This is a genomic window from Pseudarthrobacter sp. NIBRBAC000502770, from assembly GCF_006517815.1.
Classification (GTDB): domain Bacteria; phylum Actinomycetota; class Actinomycetes; order Actinomycetales; family Micrococcaceae; genus Arthrobacter; species Arthrobacter niigatensis.
In genome coordinates, this window is record NZ_CP041198.1 from 800,900 (window position 1) to 817,571 (window position 16,672).

A 16,672-nucleotide genomic window follows, 5' to 3' on the forward strand; every position below is an offset into this window, starting at 1 on the left:
GCGCGCATCGAAAGGTAGCAATGACCCCGTCCGCTCCGATCCTCCGTGCCGTCCCGACGACGGCTTCAGCAGCTGCCCTGGCCCTGGCTCTTGGCTTCTTCCCGGCCGGGCCCGCGCTCGCCGCCGCCACCGCACCCTCGCCGACTCCGGCGTCGGACACCCAGGCCCCATCTGACTGCGGGCTGGTCTGCGTACCCATCCTCGCCAGCAGCCCCGACGCCGGCCAGACCGGGCGCCCGCGGAAGTCCAGGGACCCGGTCCCGCCGCCGAGCCAGCCGGCACCTCCCGCCGGAGCGCCTGCACCGACGGCCCAGCCCGGCCAGCCCCAACCCGCGCAGCCCGACGTCCCGGCCCCCGCACAGCTTTCTGCAACGGCGGCGCCGGACCCGGAGGTGGCCGCTCCCACGGAATCGCCGTCAGCCACAGCGGGCTACCGCCCACCCACCGGCCCCTCAAGCGGGCAGGACTGGAACAGCCCCGTCACCCGCTCCAGCGGGCCCACCCAGATGGCTGCCGTGGCACCCGCCGGCGGTGAGGGCCCAGGCTGCCCGGCCCTCGGGCCCATCGCCCTGGGCACGCTGCTGGTGGGCACTTCCGCCGGTGCCTTCGCCGTGTGGAACCGGAACCGGAACCGGCTCCGCTCGCACTGAGCGGTCCATCCGGCCAAACAGGCGGGTGCCACGCCGCGCTGCCCCATGGCTGTCCGGGGTGTAGGGCAAGATAGGTCTGTGAGCACAGGACCAGGACCCGCAGAACAGACCGCCACCCGGACCACGGCACCGCACCAGCCCGAAGCGGTACCCACCGAAGCCATCCGCGAGGAGTACGAAAACCTTGCTGACCTGGTCCGGAAGTACCGGTTTGCGTACTACCAGGAGGACGCGCCCCTGGTATCGGACGCCGAGTTCGATTCGCTCTTCCGCCGCCTTGAGGAGATTGAGGCGCTGCACCCCGAGCTTGTCGCCAACGATTCACCCACCCAGGAAGTGGGCGGGGAGGTCTCCGCCGCCTTCGCGCCGGTGCAACACCTGCAGCGCATGTACAGCCTGGAGGACGTCTTCTCGCTGGAGGAGCTCGAGGCCTGGCTCAACCGGGCCGAGGCCAGCATCGAAAGAATTGGCGACGGCGGCGCAAAGGCCGCCTGGCTGACCGAACTGAAGATCGATGGCCTGGCAGTCAACCTCCTGTACCGCGACGGCAAGCTGGTGCGCGCTGCCACCCGCGGCGACGGCACCACCGGCGAAGACATCACCCACAACCTGCTCACCATCAAGGAAATCCCGCAGGAACTGCACGGGACCGGCTTTCCCGCGGAAATGGAGGTGCGCGGCGAAGTCTTCATCCCGTCCAAGGCGTTCGCCGAGTTCAATGAGGCCCTGATCGAAGCCGGCAAGGCGCCGCTGGCCAACCCCCGCAACGCCGCGGCCGGTTCGCTGCGGCAAAAGGACCCGGCGGAGACGGCCAAGCGGCCGTTGAAGATGTTCGTCCACGGCATCGGCGCCCGCGAGGGCCTTGCCGCCGGCAGTCAGTCGGAAACCTACGGACTGCTTAAGGAATGGGGCTTGCCGGTCAGCCCCTACTTCGAGGTGCTGGCCGCCCGGGACGACGTCCTGGCCTTCATCAAGCGGTACGGGGACCAGCGCCACAAACTGCTCCACGAAATCGACGGCATCGTCATCAAGGTCGATGATTTCGCCACCCAGCGGGCCCTCGGAAACACCACCCGCGTTCCGCGCTGGGCCGTGGCGTACAAATACCCGCCGGAGGAAGTCCACACCAAACTGCTGGATATCCAGGTCAACGTGGGCCGCACCGGCCGGGTCACGCCCTACGGTGTCATGGAGCCGGTTAAGGTTGCCGGATCCACCGTGGAAATGGCCACCCTGCACAACCAGGACGTGGTCAAGGCCAAGGGCGTCAAGATCGGCGACATCGTCGTCCTGCGCAAGGCAGGGGACGTCATCCCCGAAATCGTGGGCCCGGTCCTGAACCTCCGGGACCAGCAGGACCCGCCGGTGCGCGACTTCGTGATGCCCACCGAGTGCCCGTCCTGCGGTACCCCGCTGGCACCTGCGAAGGAGGGGGACGTGGATGTCCGCTGCCCCAACGCCAGGTCCTGCCCGTCCCAGCTGCGGGAGCGGGTGTTCCACGTGGCCGGCCGTGGTGCCTTCGATATCGAGGCCCTGGGTTGGGAAGCGGCCATCGCGCTGACCCAGCCTGCCGAACCGGACACCCCTCCGCTGACCTCCGAAGCACGGCTGTTCGACCTCACCCCCGAAGACCTGGCCGGCGTCCGGATCCGGCGTGAGAAAAAGTCCAAAGGCGTCCCCACCGGCGAATATGAACTGGTGCCGTACTTCTTCAGCAAGGGCACGGCCAAGTCCCCGTCCAAGCCCACCGCCACCACCCAGAAGCTGTTCACGGAACTGGAAAAGGCCAAGACGCAGCCCTTGTGGCGGGTTTTGGTGGCGCTGTCCATCCGGCACGTTGGTCCCCGCGCATCACGGGCCCTGGCACAGGCGTTCGGCAGCATGGACCGCATCCGCGCCGCGTCCGAGGAGGAACTTGCGCATGTGGACGGTGTCGGCCCCACCATCGCCGCCGCGCTGAAGGAGTGGTTCGCCGAGGACTGGCACGTCGAGATCATCGACCGCTGGGCCGCCGCAGGTGTACGCATGGAAGACGAACGCGACGAGTCCATGCCGCGCACCCTGGAGGGGCTGACCGTGGTGGTCACCGGTTCCCTGCCCAACTTCAGCCGTGACGAGGCCAAGGAAGCCATCCTGCTCCGCGGCGGCAAGGCAGCCGGCTCGGTCTCCAGGAACACCAGCTATGTGGTGGCCGGCGAAAGCGCCGGCAGCAAGCTGGACAAGGCAGAGCAACTGGGCATCCGCGTCCTGGACGAGGACGGGTTCCGGCAACTGCTCGACGGCGGCCCGGCAGCCTTGGGGGACTCGGCGGACGAAGACGTGACCGAGGAAGAGGCAATGGAAGTAGTGACTGGGGAGGACGCATGACGTCTGCAACGGAACTGCTGGAGGTGGCCAAACAGGCCGCCGCGGCAGGCGCAAAGGTCCTGTCCGGCCGTGACGGCAGCGCCCTGGACGCAAGCAACAAGGGAGCGGCCGGGGACTGGGTCACCGCCTTCGACCTGGCCGCGGAAAACGCCGTGCGCCGCGTCATCACCGCCGCCCGCCCCGGCGACAGCATCACCGGCGAGGAACAGGGAACCACCCGCTCCGCCCACCCCACCGGTTACCGCTGGTCCATCGACCCCCTGGACGGCACCACCAACTTCATCCGCAACATCGTCTACTACGCCACCTCGGTGGCTGTCGCCGATGCCGGCGGCGCCTGGCTGGCGGGCGTCGTCAACGCCCCCGCCCTGGGCCGGGTGTACTACGCTGCCCGCGGCCAGGGTGCGTGGCTTGAGGAACGCGGCACAGTCACCAGGCTCGATGGACCGGTACCGGGCCGTGCCGGGCAGATCCTGGCCACAGGGTTCAGCTACGAGCCCGAAATCCGCGCCCAACAGGCGGCTGCCTTCGGCACGTTGATGGACGGCTTTGCCGATGTCCGCCGGCTTGGTTCCGCCGCCCTGGACCTGTGCATGGTGGCCGACGGAACCCACGATGCCTACGGTGAGCGGGGGCTGAACGAGCATGACTTTTCAGCCGGTGCCCTGATCGCGGAGGAGGCCGGCTGCTGGGTGCGCAGGCCGCGGCTCACCAGCCCGCTCGACGGCGGACCAACGGACGACGAGCGCCTGGACGCCTGGACCTGCGCGGCCGGGCTGGAGCTGTCAGGGAAGTTTCCGCTTTGAGCGGGCCGCCCTGGATGGGCACTGGGCGGCCTCATCGAAGGAGCGGGGTGTCCGTTCTGATAGTTCTGTCACGGAAAGTGCCTTCCTGCCGTCCAGTGGGCGGGGCCGCCACTAGCATTGACGGGTGCAGCCGCAGATAACCATCCGTCCCGCCGTCGAGGCCGACTTCGCCGCCATTGCCCGCATCACCGGGGATTCGTATCTTTCGGCAGGCTACTTCGACGACGCAGCCCACCCTTACATGGTCAAGATCATGGATGTGGCAGAGCGCGCGGAGCAGGCAACCATCTGGGTGGCGGAGCGCGAGGGAGCTGTCATAGGTTCCGTCACGCTGGCGCTGGCGGGGGAGCCGTACGCGGACATCGCCCTGCAGGATGAGCTGGAATTCCGGATGCTGGTGGTGGACCCCGCCGTCCAGCGCAGCGGGGCCGGCAAAGCCATGGTGGAGGCCATCATCGGCCATGCCAGGACCCTCCCCGGCATCCGTGCGGTGGCCCTCACCACCGGCCAAACCTGGGAGAGCGCGCACGGGCTCTACCGCAAGACCGGCTTCCAGCGGGTGCCTGCACGGGACTGGCTGGTCCCCGGAACCGACATAAAACTGCTGGTTTACCGGCGCGACCTGTAGCAGCCCTACAGTGGTGGCGACCCATTCCAGCTTTGAAAGGCCCACCCATGCGCAAAACCTTCGGCAGCGGATCCGTCTGGGAACAGACCCTCGGCTATTCCCGCGCCGTCCAGGTGGACAACACCCTCTACATCTCTGCCACCGCTGCGAGCGGCGACGACGGAGTGGTGGGGGATGACTTCTACACCCAGACCCAGTACGTCCTGCAGAAACTCGGCAAGGTCCTGGCCGACGCCGGCTTCGGCTACGGGGACGTGGTGCAGTCCAAGCTGTACCTGACGGACATCAGCAAATGGGAAGAGGCCGGCCGGGCCCACGGCGAAGTGTTCGGTGACATCCGCCCCACCCTCTCCCTGGTGCACGTGCTCCCGTTCCTGGACCCAAAGATGCTCGTCGAGATCGAACTGGTCGCGCAGAAGAGCGCGTAGTTTCTCCGGCCCTACCGTGCCGGCAGGCCGTAGCGGTGCTCCGGCCTGCCCGTGGTGCCGTAGCGGAGCTGGATGTCCACCGCCCCGTCGTCCGCCAGCGAGGACAGGTACCGCTGGGCGGTGGCGCGGGAAACGCCCACCCGGGCGGCCACCTCGGCGGCGGAGTACTGATCGCCCGGGGCCAGCGATTCCAGCACAGCGGCCTCCGTTGCGGAACGTGGTTTCGACGACGGCGTGACATCCCCCGGAATCAGCGCACGTTTGGCGCGCTCCACGCCGTCCTGGTCCAGTGCCCCGGGCTGGCCCAGGAGGCGCCGGTACCTGGCATAGGAGCGCAGCTGCTGCGACAGTGACTCCGCCGTGAAGGGCTTGAGCAGGTAGCCCAGGGCGCCGCGGCGGAACGCCACCCGGACCGACGCGGTGTCGGAGGCGGCGCTGAGGATGATCGTGTCCACATCCAGCTGCTGCAGCAGGTCCAGCCCGGAGGCATCCGGCAGGTACACATCCAGGAGTACCAAATCCGGCCGCAGGCTATGGATGGCCTGCAAGGCCAGCGACGCCGTACCGACGGGCGCCAGGGCCAGGAAGCCGGCCACCGAATCCACGTAGGCGGCGTGCAGCTTCGCCACGTGGAAGTCGTCGTCCACGATCAGGACCCGAAAATCGTCAGCCATTCTTTTCCTTTCCGGCTTCCCCCGTGGTCTTTGCGGCGGCGCTTCCCGCCGTCGTATGCGGAAGGGTGGCCATGAACACGGCACCCGGCCCACCCGTGGCCCCGCGGTCCAGCACCTTCACATCGCCGCCGCGGCGCCGCACCAGCTGGCGGGCCAGCGCCAGGCCGAAACCCTGGCCGCCGCCGGCGCGGACCGGGCCGGCGGCGGTGGTGAAACCTTCGGCGAACACGCGTTCCGTGTCCGTGCCTTCCGCCAGCCCGTCACCCGAGTCCGCTACCACGACGTGCAGCGTGCCGCCGTCGTCGCCCGGTTCATCCAGCACCTCCAGCTCAACCCAGCGGTCCGTGGACGACCCCGCCACAGCGGCGTTGACGGCGTTGTCGATCAGGTTTCCCAGCACAGTGGTCACATCCTGGGCCTCCGTCACCTGCCCGCGGACCAGGGTCTCCGGGCCGATGCGCAGTGCGACGCCCCGTTCGTCTGCCTCCACGCCCTTGGCACCCACGAATGCCTGCAGGTAAGGGTCCTGCAGCAGCTCGGCCTGGTCCACCGGGAACTTCAGCGGTCCGGTGGCGGCCAGCCCTGCAAGGTAGTCGCGGGCTTCCTGGTGCTGCCCGATGCCCAGGAAACCGGCCAGGGTGTGCAGCTGGTTGGCGAACTCGTGCCGCTGGGCGCGCAGGGCGGTGGACATGGTGCCGACGGCATCGAGTTGCCGCGTGAGCTCCTGCAGTTCCGTCCGGTCACGCAGCATGACCACCCAGCCCAAATCCTCCCTGCGGTGCAGGGCCTTGCGCGCATTCACCACCAGCACCCGGCCGCCGGCCACCAGTTCGAGGGCGTCCTGGGTTGATCCGCCGCTACCCACCGCCGGACCGGCAACACCAGTTCCGGTGCGCGTGAGGGACTTCAGCTGTTCCGGGACGGGGGCGTCCTCCCACCGGGACCCCGACAGGTCGGGCAAAGCAAGCAGCCGCTGCGCTGCGGCGTTGAACACGCTGACCCGGCCGTCGGCACTGACGCCGATCACGCCGTCGTCCACGCCCTGCAGCACCGCCACCTGGTCGTGGACCAGCGTGCTGATTTCCTCCGGTTCCAGGCCCAGGGTGAGGCGCTGCAGGCGGCGGCGCAGCAGGAAGGACCCCAGTACCCCGGCCAGCAGGGCGCCGGCGGCGGTCAGGGCCACCGGGCCGATGTCGCGGCTCACGCTCTGTGCCACCGTTTCCATGGAGTAGCCGACGCTCACCTCACCCACCACCGTGCTGGTGCCCGGCGCGTACACCGGAACCTTCGCGCCGGCCGACGGGCCAAGCGTTCCGGTGTTCCGGGTAGTGATCTCCTGCCCGGACAATGCTTCGGACGGGTCGGTGCTCACCTTTTCGCCCAGCCGCTGCGGATCCGGGTGGGCCAGCCTGATCCCCGTTTCGTCGGTGATCACCACGAACAGCGCCCCGGTCCGGGTCCGCGCTGCCTCCGCGGACGCCTGCAGCGGGCCGGCCAGGAGCTCGGCCGGCGGGGGAGTGCCGGGCTGGTCGCTGATGGCCAGCACATCGGCGCGGACCTCCGGATCGGAGGCGACGGTCCGGGCCAACGTCAGTGCCTGGTTCTCCGCGTCGCTGCCCACCCGGTCGTAGGTCAGCCAGGCGTGAACGGCGGTGCTCAGCAGCACGACCAGCAGCACCACGGCCAGTTGGAGAAGCAGCGTCTGGGTGGAAAACCGCAGCGGCTGCCGGGGCACGGAACGCTGCATTCATCCTCCTTGACGGGTGGCAGGGGCCACGGTTCCGGCGCGGCGGCGCCGTGAGCACAATGAGCAAAATGCTCCCAATAAGCAGTATGCCAATCAATTGAGCCAAAGGCACTGTCGTGACGGCCGCCACCCTACAGTCTGTAGCACGCGTCACACCGCTGTGCCGCTGTTCACAAGAAGGAGCCGGCTGTGCTGGTAATACTTGGATTCGCCATGATCGCGGTATTCATGGTGCTGATCATGACGAAGAAGTTGACGCCAGTGCTGGCGTTGATCATTGTCCCTACTGTTTTTGGCCTGTTCGCAGGTGCCGGCCTGGGCATCGGCGACATGGTCATGGACTCCATGAAGTCCATGACCTCCACCGCGGCCCTGCTGATGTTCGCCATCATCTACTTCGGCCTGATGATCGACGTCGGGCTCTTTGACCCGCTGGTGAAGTTCATCCTCCGCAAGCTGGGCAACGACCCCGCCAAGGTTGTCCTGGGCACCGCCATCCTGGCCGCCGCCGTGTCCCTGGACGGAGACGGGTCCACCACCTTCATCCTCACCACCGCAGCCATGCTGCCGGTCTACCTGCGCCTGAAGATGAGCCCCGTGGTCCTCACCTGCGTGGCCGGCCTGGCCAACGGCACCATGAACATCCTGCCGTGGGGCGGTCCCACCGCCCGCGCCGCCACCGCCCTGAAGATCGACGTCAACGACGTCTTCGTCCCCATGATCCCGTCCCTCGTGGCCGGCCTGGTGGTCGTCTTCGCTTTCTCCTGGCTGCTCGGCCTGCAGGAACGCAACCGCCTCCGCGCCACCGCCCCCGAGATCTGGGGAACGCCGTCTACGGCAGAGCCCTTCATGGCGGAAGAGTTCGACGGCGGCACCACCGCCGGCGGTTCGCGCACCGGCGTGTCCGGCGCCGGCCGTGGCCGCAAGGGCGGCAACCCCGGCGGAGCAGCCCCCGCCGTCGGCGTCTCGCCGGCAGGATCCTCCGTGGCCGTGCTGGAGCGCACCGACACCCTCCTTGAGGACAGCAGCGCCGGACTCACCGACACCGCGCTCGATCCCAACCGCAGCACCCTGCGCCCCAAGCTGTTCTGGTTCAACCTGGCCCTGACCGTCGCCGTCATGGTGGTGCTCGTCGCCAACGTCATCCCGCTGCCGTTTGTGTTCATGGTGGGCGCCGCGATCGCCTTGCTGGTCAACTTCCCCAAGGTCAAGGACCAGGGCGCCCAGCTCATTGCGCACGCACCCTCCATCGTCGCCGTGGTCAGCATGGTCATGGCCGCCGCCGTCCTCACCGGCGTCCTCAAGGGCACCGGCATGGTGGAAGCCATGTCCGCCTGGCTGGTCCAGATCATCCCCACCTCCATGGGCCCGTTCATGGCCGTCATCACGGGCGTGCTCAGCATCCCCATGACGTTCTTCATGAGCAATGACGCCTTCTACTTCGGCGTCCTTCCGGTCCTGAGCGAAACCGCGGCGCACTACGGAGTCGGCGCCGCCGACATGGCCCGCGCCTCCATCACCGGCCAGCCCTTCCACCTGCAGAGCCCGCTGGTTCCGGCCATCCTGCTGCTGGTCTCGCTGGCCAAGGTGGACCTGGGCGACCACCACAAGAAGGTCCTGTGGCGCACCGCCGTTATCTCCCTGGTAATGCTCGGCGTCGGGATGCTGACTGGAGCCATCGGTATCGGTTAGTCTGTAGCTGCCCGCGCTCCCTGTCCCCGAGGCAGGAGCGGGCTTCGAAGGTGCCCGTCTGACGCCCGCTGGGGGATGTCAGACGGGCATCTGCGTTTGGCGCACTAGACTGGATCGGAAAACAATTCGAACTTTGCAGGGGAGATCCATGGCTGCGATCAACCGTGACGACGTCGCGCACCTCGCGCGGCTCGCTCACATCGAGATGAGTGCCGAAGAGCTGGACAGGATGGCCGGCGAACTGGCCGTCATCGTGAATTCGGTCAAGTCCGTCAGCGAGGCCGCAGGGGACGACGTTCCGGCCACCTCGCACCCCATCCCGCTCACCAACGTGTTCCGCGACGACGTTGTGGGCCACACCTTCACGGCTGAACAGGCACTCTCCGGCGCCCCGGACTCCGATGACAACCGTTTCAAGGTTCCGGCAATCCTGGATGAGGCATAGACATGACTGACAAGAACACCAGCGCCGACACCCTGATCAGGCTTTCCGCCGCGCAGCTTGCCGAGAAACTCCACGCCGGCGAAGTCACCGCCGTCGAAGCCACCCAGGCCTACCTGGACCGCATCGCCGCCGTTGACGGCCAGGTCAACGCCTTCCTGCACGTCAACGCCGAAGAAGCGCTCGCCGTCGCCGCCGAGGTGGACGCCATCCGCGCCGCCGGCGGGGCGGAAGCCGAAGCACTGCACTACCTGGCGGGCGTTCCCATCGCCGTCAAGGACCTGATTGTCACCATCGGCCAGCCCACCACGGCCGGCTCCAAGATCCTCGAGGGCTGGCACAGCCCGTACGACGCCACCGTCGTCGAGCGGCTGCGTGCCGCGAAGATGCCCATCCTGGGCAAGACCAACCTGGACGAGTTCGCCATGGGCTCGTCCACGGAGCACTCCGCGTACGGTCCCACCCGCAACCCCTGGGACCTGGACCGGATCCCCGGCGGCTCCGGCGGCGGCTCCGCTGCCGCCGTCGCTGCTTTCGAGGCGCCCCTGGCCCTGGGCACGGACACCGGCGGCTCCATCCGCCAGCCCGGCGCCGTCACCGGAACCGTGGGCGTGAAGCCCACCTACGGCAGCGTCTCCCGCTACGGCGCCATCGCCATGGCATCCTCCCTGGACCAGATCGGCCCGGTCACCCGCACCGTCCTGGACTCCGCGCTCCTGCACCAGGTCATCGGCGGCCACGATCCCCGCGACTCCACCTCGCTGCCGGAACCGTTGGCTGACCTTGTTGCCGCCGCCAAGACCGGCAACGTCGAGGGGCTGCGGATCGGCATCATCAAGGAGCTGCATGGCGAGGGCTACCAGGCCGGGGTCGAGAACCGTTTCAACGATGCCCTGGAGCTGCTCAAAGAAGCCGGCGCCGAGATCGTGGAGGTCTCCTGCCCCAACTTCCAGTACGCCCTGGGCGCCTACTACCTGATCATGCCGTCCGAGGCATCCTCCAACCTGGCCAAGTTCGACGGCGTCCGGTACGGCCTGCGCGTCCTCCCCGAAGACGGCCCCATGACCATCGAACGCGTCATGGGTGCCACCCGTGCCGCCGGGTTCGGCGACGAAGTCAAGCGCCGCATCATCCTGGGCACCTACGCCCTGTCCGCAGGCTACTACGACGCCTACTACGGCTCCGCCCAGAAGGTCCGCACCCTGGTGCAGCGGGACTTCGAGGCCGCCTTCGCCCAGGCTGACGTCCTGATCTCGCCCACCGCCCCCACCACGGCGTTCCCGCTCGGCGAAAAACTGGACGATCCGCTGGCCATGTACCTCAATGACGTGGCCACCATCCCCGCGAACCTCGCGGGCGTCCCCGGCCTGTCGCTGCCAGGCGGCCTGGCGGACGAGGACGGGCTGCCCGTCGGCATCCAGCTGCTGGCCCCCGCGCGCGAAGACGCCCGTTTGTACCGGGTGGGCGCGGTCCTTGAATCGCTGCTCGAGGCGAAATGGGGCGGCCCGCTGCTGGCACAGGCTCCCGACCTTGCCGCCGCCGCTGCCGGAACCCTCGAAACCCAGGAGGCAAAATAATGAGCACTGACCACATCCTGAGCTTCGAAGAGGCCATGGAGAAGTACGATCCCGTCCTGGGGTTCGAGGTCCACGTGGAGCTGAACACTAAGACCAAGATGTTCTCCTCCGCGCCGAACGTCTTCGGCGATGAGCCCAACACCAATGTCAACGAGGTGGACCTGGGCATGCCCGGCGTCCTGCCCGTGGTCAACAAGACGGCCATCGAGTCCTCCATCAAGATCGGCCTGGCGCTGAACTGCAAGATCGCCGAGTCCTGCCGCTTCGCCCGGAAGCAGTACTTCTACCCGGACACCCCCAAGAACTTCCAGACGTCCCAGTACGACGAGCCGATTGCGTACGACGGCTACCTCGATGTTGAACTTGAGGACGGCACCGTGTTCCGCGTGGAGATCGAGCGCGCACACATGGAGGAGGATGCCGGGAAGCTGACCCACATGGGCGGTGCCACGGGCCGAATCCAGGGCGCAGACTTCTCGCTGGTGGACTACAACCGTGCGGGTGTGCCGCTGGTGGAAATCGTCACCAAGCCCATCGAGGGCGCCGGATCCCGCGCACCGGAACTGGCCAAGGCCTACGTGGCGGCCGTCCGGGAGATCGTCAAGAACCTGGGCGTGTCCGATGCAAAGATGGAACGCGGCAACGTCCGCTGCGATGCCAACGTTTCGCTGCGCCCGCACGGCCGTGAGCGGTTCGGCATCCGGTCCGAGACCAAGAACGTGAACTCGCTGCGCGCCGTGGAACACGCCGTCCGTTACGAGATCCAGCGCCACGCTGCCGTCCTGGACTCGGGTGAACCGGTGATCCAGGAGACCCGCCACTGGCACGAGGACACGCGCACCACCACGTCCGGCCGCGCCAAGTCCGACGCCGACGACTACCGCTACTTCCCGGAACCGGACCTGGTTCCCGTGGTGGCATCCCGTGAATGGGTGGAGGAGCTGCGCGCCACCCTGCCCGAGCCGCCCGCCGAGCGCCGCAAGCGCCTCAAGGCCGACTGGGGCTACTCCGACCTCGAATTCCGGGACGTGGTGAACGCCGGCGTCCTGGACGAGATCGAGGAAACCATCGCCGCCGGCGCCACGGCTTCCGTGGCCCGCAAGTGGTGGATGGGTGAGATCGTGGGCCGCGCCAAGGCCGCCGACGTGGACCCCGGCCAGCTGGGCGTTGAGGCTGCCACGGTGGTGGAGCTGAGCCGCATGGTTGAGGCGGGCAAGATCAACAACAAGATGGCCTCCCAGGTGCTGGACGGCGTGCTCGCCGGTGAAGGCACCCCGGAGGAGATCGTGGAGAAGCGCGGCCTGGCCGTCGTGTCCGACGACGGGCCCCTCCTCGAAGCCATCGACGCCGCACTGGCCGCGCAGCCCGACGTCGCGGACAAGATCCGCGGCGGCAAGGTGCAGGCCATCGGCGCGATCGTTGGCGGGGTCATGAAGGCCACCCGCGGCCAGGCCGACGCGGGCCGCGTCCGGGAACTCATCCTGGAGAAACTGGGCGTCACCGTCTAGTACCCGCACACCCAACTGGGTCGCAGTTGATGTCGTTTTGGCGCCCGTAACGACATTGACTGCGACCCAGTTGGGCTTTAAGTACTCAGGTGCCGCCGGCCGCAAAGTACCCGTGGCCGCGCCGGCGTGGCGGACTTACACTGGAGCCCACAGGGCGCCGGTGCCCTGCCTGCGTGCGGGAGGAACAACCATGGCCCGGGAACCTAAGAGGATGCGCAAGGCGGTGCTGGCCGGTGCCGTAGCCGTGGCACTCACCGGGACGGGAGCCGCCCTCGCCTGGTCGGCAAGCGGGACGCCAACGCCGTCCCCCTCCCAGGCCGCGCCGAACCCCTCGCAGACCGCACCGGGCCAGCAGAAGGCACCCGGACAGCAGAAAGCGCCAGGCCAGCAGAAGGCACCCGGGCAAAAGTCCCAGCGCGCCCAGCCGCTGCATGGTGAGGGTGTGGTCAAGCAGCCCGACGGAACCTTCCAAACCGTTCTCGAACAGCGCGGAACCGTGGAGTCCGTCAGCGACTCCGCCATCACCGTCAAGAGCGAGGACGGCTTCACGCAGTCCTACACTGTCAACGCGGACACCAGGATCACCAAACTTCCAGCGTCCGGCGACGGTGCCAGCCGTAAGCCGGCAGACGGAACGCCAGCGGACATCGCCGCCGGCGACACCGTGCGGGTAGCCGGCGTAAAGGACGGGGACAAGGCCACCGCCAAGCGGATCGTTGACGGTGCCGGCGACGGCCCCGGCTTGGGGTTGGGACGCGGGCATGGCATGGGCCACAAGATGGGCGCCGGAGACGATCAGGATGGCGAAGGGGCGTAGCGGCGCCGGTCCGGCCACCCGGCAGAGCGCCCGCGGCACGCTGCCTACCCCTGCTGCACCAGTCCTGCCATGATGTCCTCCAGGGCCTCGCAGACCATCACCACGGCCCGACGCTTCAGGTTCTCAGGCCTGGCCAGCAGGTCGATCCTGCGCCGGGTGCTGATGCCCTCCAGCGGCCGCAGCACGATGTCCGGGTTCAGGACCGGGCCCGCCGTGTACCGGGGCAGCAGCCCCACCACGCCCCCGGCAGCCACCAGCGCCGCCACCGTGGAGTAGTCGTTGATGCGGTGGATGATGTTCGGCTCCCGGCTGGAGACGGCAGCGACGGCGGACAGGACATCGGCGGGGGAGTAGCCGGGGTGGCTGGTCACCCAGGCCTCGCCGCCGACGTCGTCCGCCGTGACTTTCTCCTGTCGGGCCAACCGGTGGCCTGCGGGCAGCGCCACGTCCAGCGGCTCATGCGCCAAGGGGATCACGGCAACCCGTTCCGCCGGCCAGCGCGGGCTGTGGTCCATCCGGTGTGCGAGCACCAGGTCATACCGGGCGGTGAGGGCGGGGAAGTCCTGCTGGGCAACGTCCTCGTCCGACAATTCAATGCGAGGGTGCTCCGGCCGGTCCAGCATGCGCGCCAGCGGCGCGAACAGGGCCTGCCCCGCGCTATGGAATCCACTGAGGGTCACCCTGCCGGCAGGGGAGCCGTGATAGGTGCCCAGCGCACCGCGGGCCTCGGCCATGGCGCTGACGACGGCGGCGCCCGCGTCCGCGAGCACCTGTCCCGCCTCTGTCAGCACCAGGTTGCGGCCCTCCTTGCGCGTCAGCGGAACCTCCACGGTGCGCTGCAGGTGCGCCAGTTGCTGCGACACGGCCGACGGGGTGACCATGAGCGTATCGGCCACCGCCTTCACGCTGCCCAAAGCGCCCAGCTCCCGCAGGATTTCCAGCTGATGAACCTCCATGCATCCACTCTAATCATTAGCAAACGCTACATCGTCGATTGAGAAGATCCCGGTTGTGCTAAAGCATCACCGGGGCTTCAATGGGGAGGTACCCCGCAGAGCGAACGCCAAGCAGTAAGGACGCCAATGAAGGCCCTGTATAAGGCCGGCCCGCACGCCGGCTTCGAGCTCGTCGACCGGCCCGAACCCGAAGCCGGCCCGGCCGACGTGAAGATCCGCGTCATGACCACCGGGATCTGCGGCACGGACCTCCACATCCAGTCCTGGGACGCCTGGGCGCAGGGGATCATCGAGGCGCCCCTGATTGCCGGCCACGAATTCTATGGCGAAGTGGTTGCAGTGGGCGAGGACGTCCGCGAAGTCAAAGTAGGTGACAGGGTGTCGGGCGAAGGCCACGTTGTCTGCGGCATCTGCCGGAACTGCCGGGCCGGGCGCCGCCAGATGTGCATCCACACGGTCAGCGTCGGCGTCCAGCGCGATGGTGCCTTCGCTGAGTACGTCGCCATCCCCGAAACCAACGTCTGGGTCCACCACGATCCCTCCGTCACGCCCGAACTCGGTGCCATCTTCGACCCCTTTGGAAACGCCGTCCACACCGCGCTCAGCTTTCCGCTGGTGGGGGAGGACGTGCTCATCACCGGCGCAGGCCCCATCGGGCTCATGGCCATCGCCGTGGCCCGGCACGCAGGGGCCCGCAAGATTGCCATCACGGACGTTTCCCGGCCGCGGCTGGACCTGGCCCGGCAGCTCGGGGCCGACCTTGCCATCGATGTCTCCACCACCCGGGTGCGCGATGCCCAGCGTGAGCTGGGCATGCGCGAAGGCTTCGACGTCGGAATGGAAATGTCCGGCCACCCCTCCGCCCTGCCTGAGATGATCGACAACATGAACCACGGCGGCCGGATCGCCATGCTGGGCCTGCCCAGCCAGGAGATCACCATCGACTGGGGCAAGGTGGTCACCCACATGCTCACGCTCAAAGGCATCTACGGCCGCGAGATGTACGAAACCTGGTACGCCATGAGCGCCATGCTCTCCTCCAACCCCGTGCTGCACGCCGGCATCTCTGCCGTGGTGACGGACACGCTGTCCGCCACGGACTGGGAAAAAGGCTTCGACATTGCCCGCAGCGGCGTGGGCGGCAAAGTTGTCCTCGACTGGACCCGACTGTAAGGAACCCCATGTTCACCTCCATCAAGGACCAGCTGCGCGAAGAGCTGGACGAGATCCGCACCGCCGGACTGTACAAGACCGAGCGCAGCATCAGCTCGCCGCAGTCCAGCCACATCACCGCCGGGCAGATTGGCGGCCCCGGAGCCGACGTGCTGAACTTCTGCGCCAACAACTACCTGGGCTTGGCTGACCACCCGGACATCATCCGCACGGCCAAGGCGGCCATGGATGAGCGCGGCTTCGGCATGGCAAGCGTCCGCTTCATCTGCGGCACCCAGGACCTGCACCTGCAGCTGGAAGCCAAGGTCTCCGCGTTCCTGGGCACCGAGGACACCATCCTGTTCTCCAGCTGCTTCGACGCCAACGGCGGCGTGTTTGAGTCCCTGCTCGGACCGGACGACGCCGTGATTTCCGACGCGCTCAACCACGCTTCCATCATTGACGGCATCCGCCTCTGCAAGGCCCGCCGCTACCGCTACGCCAACCAGGACATGGCCGAACTCGAGGCCCGCCTGCAGGAAGCACAGGATGCCCGGCGGACCCTGATCGTCACCGACGGCGTGTTCTCCATGGACGGCTACCTGGCCCCGCTTGAGGCCATCTGCGACCTCGCCGAAAAGTACGGCGCCATGGTCATGGTGGACGATTCCCACGCGGTGGGCTTCATGGGCGCCACCGGTGCGGGCACTCCCGAGCACGCCGGCGTCTCTGACCGGGTGGACATCTACACCGGCACCTTCGGCAAGGCTCTGGGCGGAGCGTCGGGCGGGTACGTCTCCGGACGCGGGGAGATCGTGGCCATGCTGCGCCAGAAGGCCCGTCCCTACCTCTTTTCCAACTCCCTTGCACCGGCCATCGTCGCCGCCACCCTCAAGGCGCTGGACCTGGTGCAGAACTCGGCCGACCTCCGCCGCCGCCTGTTCGAAAACGCCGGGCTGTTCCGCCGACGCATGACCGAGGAAGGCTTCGACCTGCTCCCCGGCGAGCACGCCATTGTCCCGGTCATGTTCGGCGACGCCGTCATGGCGGCCAAGGTGGCGGACCGGATGCTGCAGCACGGTGTCTTCGTCACAGCCTTCAGCTTCCCCGTGGTCCCCCGCGGTGCTGCAAGGATCCGGGTGCAGCTTTCAGCCGCACATTCAGCGGACGACGTCGAAGCGTGCGTGCGTGCCTTCGTCGCCAGCCGTGCCGAGGCAGCAGCCTGACA

15 protein-coding genes are annotated in these 16,672 nt (G+C 68.0%); 12 read left to right on the forward strand and 3 right to left on the reverse strand.

Going from position 1 to position 16,672, the window contains the following annotated elements; genetic code table 11:
- The first annotated feature begins 20 nt into the window (after positions 1-20).
- The 5 genes from NIBR502770_RS03955 (at position 21) to NIBR502770_RS03975 (ending at position 4,879) form a co-directional block, all read left to right on the forward strand.
- Positions 21-650: a hypothetical protein gene (locus NIBR502770_RS03955; protein ID WP_141181100.1), complete on the forward strand. Its 630-nt coding sequence runs from the start codon at positions 21-23 to the stop codon at positions 648-650.
- A 78-nt stretch (positions 651-728) separates the two neighbouring features.
- A complete protein-coding gene (gene ligA, locus NIBR502770_RS03960; protein ID WP_141181101.1) occupies positions 729-3,017 on the forward strand; it encodes an NAD-dependent DNA ligase LigA in 2,289 nt (762 codons plus the stop codon).
- On the forward strand, positions 3,014-3,823 hold the full coding sequence (locus NIBR502770_RS03965) for an inositol monophosphatase family protein (RefSeq protein ID WP_141161079.1): 810 nt from the start codon (positions 3,014-3,016) through the stop codon (positions 3,821-3,823). The genes ligA and NIBR502770_RS03965 overlap by 4 nt, the downstream gene beginning before the upstream one ends.
- Positions 3,824-3,947: 124 nt before the next feature.
- Positions 3,948-4,451, forward strand: a complete 504-nt coding sequence (locus NIBR502770_RS03970) for a GNAT family N-acetyltransferase (RefSeq protein ID WP_141181102.1) — start codon at positions 3,948-3,950, stop codon at positions 4,449-4,451.
- Positions 4,452-4,498: 47 nt separating this feature from the next.
- A complete protein-coding gene (locus NIBR502770_RS03975) occupies positions 4,499-4,879 on the forward strand; it encodes a RidA family protein (protein WP_141161077.1) in 381 nt (126 codons plus the stop codon).
- An 11-nt stretch (positions 4,880-4,890) separates the two neighbouring features.
- On the opposite strand, the gene NIBR502770_RS03980 is transcribed toward NIBR502770_RS03975, so the two are convergent.
- Both NIBR502770_RS03980 and NIBR502770_RS03985 read right to left on the reverse strand, forming a co-directional pair.
- The gene (locus NIBR502770_RS03980) at positions 4,891-5,553 is read right to left on the reverse strand and encodes a response regulator (RefSeq protein ID WP_141161076.1); all 663 of its coding nucleotides are present in this window, start codon (positions 5,551-5,553) and stop codon (positions 4,891-4,893) included.
- Entirely contained in the window at positions 5,546-7,300 is a 1,755-nt protein-coding gene (locus tag NIBR502770_RS03985; protein ID WP_141181103.1) for a sensor histidine kinase, read from the reverse strand. Before NIBR502770_RS03985 ends, NIBR502770_RS03980 begins: the two co-directional genes overlap by 8 nt.
- A 189-nt stretch (positions 7,301-7,489) precedes the next feature.
- Between NIBR502770_RS03985 and NIBR502770_RS03990 the strand changes: the two genes are divergently transcribed.
- The 5 genes from NIBR502770_RS03990 to NIBR502770_RS04010 all read left to right on the forward strand — a co-directional run bounded on the left by NIBR502770_RS03990 (position 7,490) and on the right by NIBR502770_RS04010 (position 13,336).
- Positions 7,490-8,992, forward strand: coding sequence for a CitMHS family transporter (locus tag NIBR502770_RS03990; protein WP_141181104.1), 1,503 nt, complete (start codon positions 7,490-7,492; stop codon positions 8,990-8,992).
- Between the two features lie 148 nt (positions 8,993-9,140).
- Entirely contained in the window at positions 9,141-9,437 is a 297-nt protein-coding gene (gene gatC / locus NIBR502770_RS03995; protein WP_141181105.1) for an Asp-tRNA(Asn)/Glu-tRNA(Gln) amidotransferase subunit GatC, read from the forward strand.
- Positions 9,438-9,439: 2 nt separating this feature from the next.
- On the forward strand, positions 9,440-11,011 hold the full coding sequence (gene gatA / locus NIBR502770_RS04000; RefSeq protein WP_141181106.1) for an Asp-tRNA(Asn)/Glu-tRNA(Gln) amidotransferase subunit GatA: 1,572 nt from the start codon (positions 9,440-9,442) through the stop codon (positions 11,009-11,011).
- A complete protein-coding gene (gene gatB / locus NIBR502770_RS04005) occupies positions 11,011-12,519 on the forward strand; it encodes an Asp-tRNA(Asn)/Glu-tRNA(Gln) amidotransferase subunit GatB (RefSeq protein WP_141161072.1) in 1,509 nt (502 codons plus the stop codon). The genes gatA and gatB overlap by 1 nt, the downstream gene beginning before the upstream one ends.
- 190 nt (positions 12,520-12,709) lie before the next feature.
- A complete protein-coding gene (locus tag NIBR502770_RS04010; protein ID WP_246857390.1) occupies positions 12,710-13,336 on the forward strand; it encodes a DUF5666 domain-containing protein in 627 nt (208 codons plus the stop codon).
- A gap of 44 nt (positions 13,337-13,380) precedes the next feature.
- Here the strand turns inward: NIBR502770_RS04010 and NIBR502770_RS04015 are convergent, their stop codons facing one another.
- Positions 13,381-14,292 carry a LysR family transcriptional regulator gene (locus tag NIBR502770_RS04015; protein ID WP_141161071.1) on the reverse strand — a complete coding sequence of 304 codons (912 nt, stop codon included), beginning with the start codon at positions 14,290-14,292 and terminating at the stop codon, positions 13,381-13,383.
- A gap of 126 nt (positions 14,293-14,418) precedes the next feature.
- Between NIBR502770_RS04015 and tdh the strand changes: the two genes are divergently transcribed.
- Positions 14,419-15,465: an L-threonine 3-dehydrogenase gene (gene tdh, locus NIBR502770_RS04020; protein ID WP_141181107.1), complete on the forward strand. Its 1,047-nt coding sequence runs from the start codon at positions 14,419-14,421 to the stop codon at positions 15,463-15,465.
- Positions 15,466-15,473: 8 nt separating this feature from the next.
- Positions 15,474-16,670: a glycine C-acetyltransferase gene (locus tag NIBR502770_RS04025; RefSeq protein ID WP_141161069.1), complete on the forward strand. Its 1,197-nt coding sequence runs from the start codon at positions 15,474-15,476 to the stop codon at positions 16,668-16,670.
- Positions 16,671-16,672: the final 2 nt, after the last annotated feature.

What these genes read in the sequence shown, in the direction of transcription:
- NIBR502770_RS04015 (WP_141161071.1), bottom strand. Translation starts at nt 14,292, where the DNA reads ATGGAGGTTCATCAGCTGGAAATCCTGCGGGAGCTGGGCGCTTTGGGC.
- gatB (WP_141161072.1), top strand. Translation starts at nt 11,011, where the DNA reads ATGAGCACTGACCACATCCTGAGCTTCGAAGAGGCCATGGAGAAGTAC.
- NIBR502770_RS03980 (WP_141161076.1), bottom strand. Translation starts at nt 5,553, where the DNA reads ATGGCTGACGATTTTCGGGTCCTGATCGTGGACGACGACTTCCACGTG.
- NIBR502770_RS04025 (WP_141161069.1), top strand. Translation starts at nt 15,474, where the DNA reads ATGTTCACCTCCATCAAGGACCAGCTGCGCGAAGAGCTGGACGAGATC.
- NIBR502770_RS03965 (WP_141161079.1), top strand. Translation starts at nt 3,014, where the DNA reads ATGACGTCTGCAACGGAACTGCTGGAGGTGGCCAAACAGGCCGCCGCG.
- NIBR502770_RS03985 (WP_141181103.1), bottom strand. Translation starts at nt 7,300, where the DNA reads ATGCAGCGTTCCGTGCCCCGGCAGCCGCTGCGGTTTTCCACCCAGACG.
- NIBR502770_RS03975 (WP_141161077.1), top strand. Translation starts at nt 4,499, where the DNA reads ATGCGCAAAACCTTCGGCAGCGGATCCGTCTGGGAACAGACCCTCGGC.
- gatA (WP_141181106.1), top strand. Translation starts at nt 9,440, where the DNA reads ATGACTGACAAGAACACCAGCGCCGACACCCTGATCAGGCTTTCCGCC.
- NIBR502770_RS04010 (WP_246857390.1), top strand. Translation starts at nt 12,710, where the DNA reads ATGGCCCGGGAACCTAAGAGGATGCGCAAGGCGGTGCTGGCCGGTGCC.
- NIBR502770_RS03955 (WP_141181100.1), top strand. Translation starts at nt 21, where the DNA reads ATGACCCCGTCCGCTCCGATCCTCCGTGCCGTCCCGACGACGGCTTCA.
- gatC (WP_141181105.1), top strand. Translation starts at nt 9,141, where the DNA reads ATGGCTGCGATCAACCGTGACGACGTCGCGCACCTCGCGCGGCTCGCT.
- tdh (WP_141181107.1), top strand. Translation starts at nt 14,419, where the DNA reads ATGAAGGCCCTGTATAAGGCCGGCCCGCACGCCGGCTTCGAGCTCGTC.